A 5,151-nucleotide genomic window follows, 5' to 3' on the forward strand; every position below is an offset into this window, starting at 1 on the left:
AAACCCGGGGCGGTTCAAAAGCTATGTAGCTGTAGGGTCGAGAGGAGCGCTGCTACCTCAAACCGGCGACCGGACAGCAATAAAGGCATCCGCAGCCCGGTACGCGCGTCAGAGCGGTATACTCACGGGCTATTTTTGAATATCGACACAAGGACTCGCCCATGAAAGCGTTCGGCAAAATCCTGGGGCTGTTTATTCTCGGGCTGTTGCTGATCATCGTGGCTCTCGGCTTCGCCCTGACCCACCTGTTTGATCCCAACGACTACAAAGACGAGATTCGCCAGCTGGCACGCGACAAGGCCAACGTCGAGCTGACGCTCAACGGTGATATCGGCTGGAGCCTGTTCCCCTGGCTCGGCCTGGAATTGCACGACGCCCATGTCGCCACCCTGACCGCCCCCGATCAGCCGTTTGCCGATGTGCAGATGCTCGGCCTGTCCGTACGTGTCCTGCCGCTGCTTCGTCGTCAGGTGCAGATGAGTGACATCCGCGTCGAAGGCCTTAACCTGGCCCTGCACCGTGACGAAAACGGTCATAGCAACTGGGAGGACATCGGCAAGCCCGCTGTCGCAACCACCGCAGCGCCTGGCGAACCAACCCCTGCGCCTGCCCCGGACGCGCCCAAGGCCGATCGCTCTTCCCAGCCCATCCGGCTGGATATCGACAGCCTGACTGTCAACAACGCCCGCGTGGATTACAGTGATGCCCGCAAAGGCCGAACCTTCACGGCCGAGAGCATTCAACTGAGCACCGGACCAATTCGTGAAGCATCCGACATCCCGATCAAACTGACGGCGTTCCTGAGCACCAACCAGCCCGTCGTGCGCGCCAAGACCGAACTGGTCGGCGAACTGCGCATGGACCGCGTACTCAAGCGCTATCAATTCGAAGACATGCGCTTGTCCGGCGAAGTCGCAGGCGAGCCGCTGCAGGGCAAGACCGTCACTTTCTCGGCGCAGGGCCAGCTGCTGGTAGACCTTGCCGCCAATATCGCCGAATGGAACAGCCTCAAAGTGTCAGCCAACCAGTTGCGTGCACTGGGCGAACTGCGTGCCCGTGATCTGGATAAAACGCCACAGATCAGCGGCGGCCTGTCCATCGCCCAGCTCGACCTGCGCACCTTCTTCGAAAACATCGGCCAGCCATTGCCCGCCATGTCCGAGGGCGCGCTGAGCAAGGTTGAAATGGTCACACGCCTCGCCGGCACGCCCACCAACCTTGCGCTGGAAAACCTCAATCTGAAAGTCGACGACAGCACCTTCACCGGTCGCATCGCCGTGGACGACTTCGCCAAACAGGCGCTGCGTGTCCAGCTCAAGGGCGATACCTTCGACGCCGACCGCTATCGTCCAGCTGAGAGCGAAGAAAGCAAAGGTGCCAAGGCCGCGCGCAAATCCGAGGTTCAGTCCGGTGAAGCCGCCGCTGCTGCGGGCGACTCACCGCTGCCCGAACAACCGACCAAGGCCGCCTGGAGCACTGCCAGGCTGCTGCCGCTGGAGCGCTTGCGTACGCTGGATGTCGAGGCTGACCTGAGCTTCGGCAAACTGACCCTGAACAAACTGCCCATCGACAACGCAGCGTTCAAGACCCAAGCCAACGGTGGTCTTATCAAGGTCGATACGCTGAGTGGCGACCTGTACAACGGCAACTTCGAGGTCAAGGGCAATCTGGACGCGCGTCCGGACACGCCTGTGGCCACGGTACAGACGCGCATTGCCAAAGTACCGGTCGAACGCATTCTGGAAAGCCAGGGCCAGACGCCGCCAGTGCGTGGCCTGCTGAACCTAGACAGCAGCCTGACCGGCACAGGCAACAGCGAAAAAGCCCTGATCGACAGCCTGAACGGCACCGCCAGCTTTGCACTCAATAACGGCGTACTGGTCAATGCCAACCTGGAGCAGCAGCTGTGCAAGGGTATTTCGATCCTCAACCGCAAGACGCTTAGCGGCGAACCGCGCGCCAAGGACACTCCTTTCCAGCAGCTCAACGGCAATCTGGTGATACGCAACGGCGTGGCCAGCAACCCGGACCTCAAGGTTCGTACGCCGGGCATGGCCGTCAACGGTAACGGCGACGTCGATCTGCGCGTACTGGGCATGAATTACCGCGTCGGCATCATCGTCGAAAGCGACAAGAGCGACATGCCGGACCCAGCGTGCGAGATCAATCCGCGCTTTGTCGGCATCGAGTGGCCGGTGCAGTGCCGCGGCCCGCTGGAACTGGGTGCCAAAGCCTGCCGCCTGGACAAGGAAGGCGTGGGCCAGATCGCTGCCAGGCTGGCGGGCGACCGGATCAGCGAGAAGCTTGAGGACAAGCTGAATGAAAAACTCGGTGACAAGGTCAGCCCCGAACTCAAGGACGCCCTCAAGGGATTGTTCAAACGCTAGAGCAATGTGAACAGCTCAGGAGCGCCCTCGCGGCGCTCCACTGGCGCACCTTTTCCTATCCCGACTCATATCCCGACGACGAGAGCCCTTCAGGCCATGCAACCCGAACAATTCTCCAGCGCCGTGCTGGACTGGTACGACCGTCATGGCCGACATGACCTGCCCTGGCAACAAGGCATCACGCCGTATCGGGTCTGGGTATCGGAAATCATGCTGCAGCAGACCCAGGTCAGCACCGTTCTGAATTACTTCGACCGCTTCATGGAGGCCCTGCCGACCGTGCAGGCGCTGGCTGAGGCACCGGAAGACGAAGTGCTGCACCTATGGACCGGACTGGGCTACTACACCCGCGCCCGCAACTTGCAGAAAACGGCAAAAATCGTGGTCGCCGACCATGGCGGCGAGTTTCCCCGCGATGTCGAAAAACTCATTCTGCTGCCCGGCATCGGCCTGTCCACCGCGGGCGCAATCGCCAGCCTGAGCATGGGTCTTCGCGCGCCGATCCTCGACGGCAACGTCAAACGCGTCCTGGCGCGCTTTACTGCGCAAGAGGGCTACCCGGGCGAACCCAAGGTGGCCAAACAGCTGTGGGCCACAGCTGAACGCTTCACACCGCACAGCCGGGTCAACAACTATACCCAGGCGATGATGGACCTCGGAGCTACGCTCTGCACCCGCAGCAAACCCAGCTGCCTGCTCTGCCCGCTGGAACGCAGTTGCGAGGCGCACATGCTGGGCCTGGAAACCCGCTACCCCATCCCCAAACCACGCAAGACGGTACCGCAGAAACGCACACTCATGCCGATGCTCGCCAACGAAGACGGCGCGATTCTGCTTTATCGTCGCCCTTCCAGCGGCTTGTGGGGCGGCCTGTGGAGCCTTCCGGAACTGGATGACTTCGATGATCTGCAGCACCTGGCCACGCAACACGCACTGCAATTGGGCGAGCATCATGAACTGCCGGGGCTGATCCACACCTTCAGCCACTTCCAGTTGAGCATCGAACCCTGGCTGGTCAAGGTCCAGGAGTCCGCCGATCACGTGGCCGAGGCCGACTGGCTCTGGTATAACCTCGCCACCCCGCCACGCCTGGGCCTTGCTGCCCCGGTGAAAAAGCTGCTCAAACGCGCAGCCGACGTATTGAACGCAGGAGAGTCGTCATGACCCGCACCGTAATGTGCCGCAAGTACAAAGAAGAACTGCCCGGCCTGGAACGCGCCCCTTATCCGGGAGCCAAGGGCGAAGACATCTTCAACCACGTCTCGCAAAAAGCCTGGGCCGACTGGCAGAAACACCAGACCCTGCTGATCAACGAGCGCCGCCTGAATATGATGAACGCCGAAGACCGGAAATTCCTCCAGACCGAGATGGACAAGTTTCTCTCGGGCGAAGAATACGCCCAGGCCGAAGGCTACGTTCCCCCCGAAAAATAAAGCGTTTCACGCAGTGAAGGTCGTAAGCGTCGGTAATAATTCAAATTTTTTAAAAAACACGCTTGACGACCTCCTGAAAAACACGTCTAATGCGCCCCGTTGCCCAGATAGCTCAGTCGGTAGAGCAGGGGATTGAAAATCCCCGTGTCGGCGGTTCGATTCCGTCTCTGGGCACCACCTTCCGTTTTCAGGTGATGCCAAGCACACCTGCAAACACACAAGAAGCCCGCCTCGTGCGGGCTTTTTTGTTTTTGGCTCTATCTCCTTGTTCTACCTATATCTACACAATCTACCTAGCGTGTATCCCTTTGAAAATAATCGAACCGAAGGGATGCAAGCCGTGAAACGGTTCGAAATCAAGCGCCGGCCGCTCTCCGATATCACTCTTGCGGGCCTTGAGGCGGATCTGAAGTAGTCCGCGAACTCGACGCCAATGGCCTGCACTTCCGGCTGAAGCCGGACTGACAAAAGTCTTGGCAGCAGCGCTATGAAAAAGCAGTCGGCAAGTGGTCTTGGCTGGGGCTGGGGGGGGATCCCCCGAGGTCAGCGGCGCAGCGGCCAGAGCAAAAGCTGCAGATCTGCGCGCCGATACGGCCGAAGCCCGAAACCCGATGGTGACTAAGCAGGCGCGCAAAGCGGCTGAAGCCCAAGCAGTAAACGATACGTTCGAGACGCTGGCACGTGAATGGCACGCCTCGCGCATCGGCGGCTGGGACGCAGGCACGGCCAAGCGGATTATGGGAGCACTTGAACGCCATGTGTTTCCCACCTTCGGCCAGCGCCGGTACACCGGCATCCTGTCAATGGAGTGGATGGAGCTGCTCCGGGGTTTGGAGCAACAAGGCATTCTTGAGCAGATGAGTCGAGTGCGCGCTTATTGCAAGGATGCCTACGATCTGGCTCGCGTGACCAGCAGCGCCGTGAACAACCCACTGGAGGGGGTTCACAAATTCCTTTCCAGCGGCAAAGCCGAAAACTACGCCCACGTTTCAGCCGAAGGGCTGCCCGCCCTTCTGCGCGCGATCCAGTCATACCCGCATGCCAAAGACGTGCAGCTGGGTCTGAGACTGCTTACCCTACCGGCGGTGCGCCCTAGCGAGCTGCGCGAGGCACAGTGGTCCGAGTTCAATCTGGAAAAGAAGCTGTGGACCATCCCAGTTGAGCGCACCTGAATGCAGGGTCGAGCACCCGATGAGGGATGGAGCAGGTCGGGCCGAACGAATCGTTCACCCCCAGGGGTGGAATACCTGACATATGGGAGGCCAGGTGCAAAGTCCTTTGCAACTGAGATGTGCTCAAACCTGGGCACATCGTTAGGTATCCTCTGAAAA

Annotated in this window: 3 protein-coding genes, 1 tRNA gene and 1 pseudogene; all 5 read left to right on the top strand. The window is 60.2% G+C overall.

The window, feature by feature from the left end; all coding sequences use genetic code 11:
- The first annotated feature begins 161 nt into the window (after positions 1-161).
- Complete coding sequence (locus ALO64_RS09160) at positions 162-2,387, top strand: AsmA family protein (RefSeq protein WP_044345555.1); 2,226 nt, start codon at positions 162-164, stop codon at positions 2,385-2,387.
- Between the two features lie 96 nt (positions 2,388-2,483).
- Positions 2,484-3,551 carry an A/G-specific adenine glycosylase gene (mutY, locus tag ALO64_RS09165; RefSeq protein ID WP_044345556.1) on the top strand — a complete coding sequence of 356 codons (1,068 nt, stop codon included), beginning with the start codon at positions 2,484-2,486 and terminating at the stop codon, positions 3,549-3,551.
- Positions 3,548-3,820: an oxidative damage protection protein gene (locus ALO64_RS09170; protein ID WP_002555777.1), complete on the top strand. Its 273-nt coding sequence runs from the start codon at positions 3,548-3,550 to the stop codon at positions 3,818-3,820. Before mutY ends, ALO64_RS09170 begins: the two co-directional genes overlap by 4 nt.
- Positions 3,821-3,921: 101 nt before the next feature.
- A tRNA-Phe gene (locus tag ALO64_RS09175) sits at positions 3,922-3,997 on the top strand.
- 163 nt (positions 3,998-4,160) lie between these two features.
- Positions 4,161-4,986 (top strand): annotated as a pseudogene (locus tag ALO64_RS09180) (tyrosine-type recombinase/integrase); the annotation flags it as partial.
- Between the last annotated feature and the right edge of the window lie 165 nt (positions 4,987-5,151).

The organism is Pseudomonas meliae (assembly GCF_001400515.1).
GTDB lineage: Bacteria > Pseudomonadota > Gammaproteobacteria > Pseudomonadales > Pseudomonadaceae > Aquipseudomonas > Aquipseudomonas amygdali.

What these genes read in the sequence shown, in the direction of transcription:
- ALO64_RS09160 (WP_044345555.1), top strand. Translation starts at nt 162, where the DNA reads ATGAAAGCGTTCGGCAAAATCCTGGGGCTGTTTATTCTCGGGCTGTTG.
- mutY (WP_044345556.1), top strand. Translation starts at nt 2,484, where the DNA reads ATGCAACCCGAACAATTCTCCAGCGCCGTGCTGGACTGGTACGACCGT.
- ALO64_RS09170 (WP_002555777.1), top strand. Translation starts at nt 3,548, where the DNA reads ATGACCCGCACCGTAATGTGCCGCAAGTACAAAGAAGAACTGCCCGGC.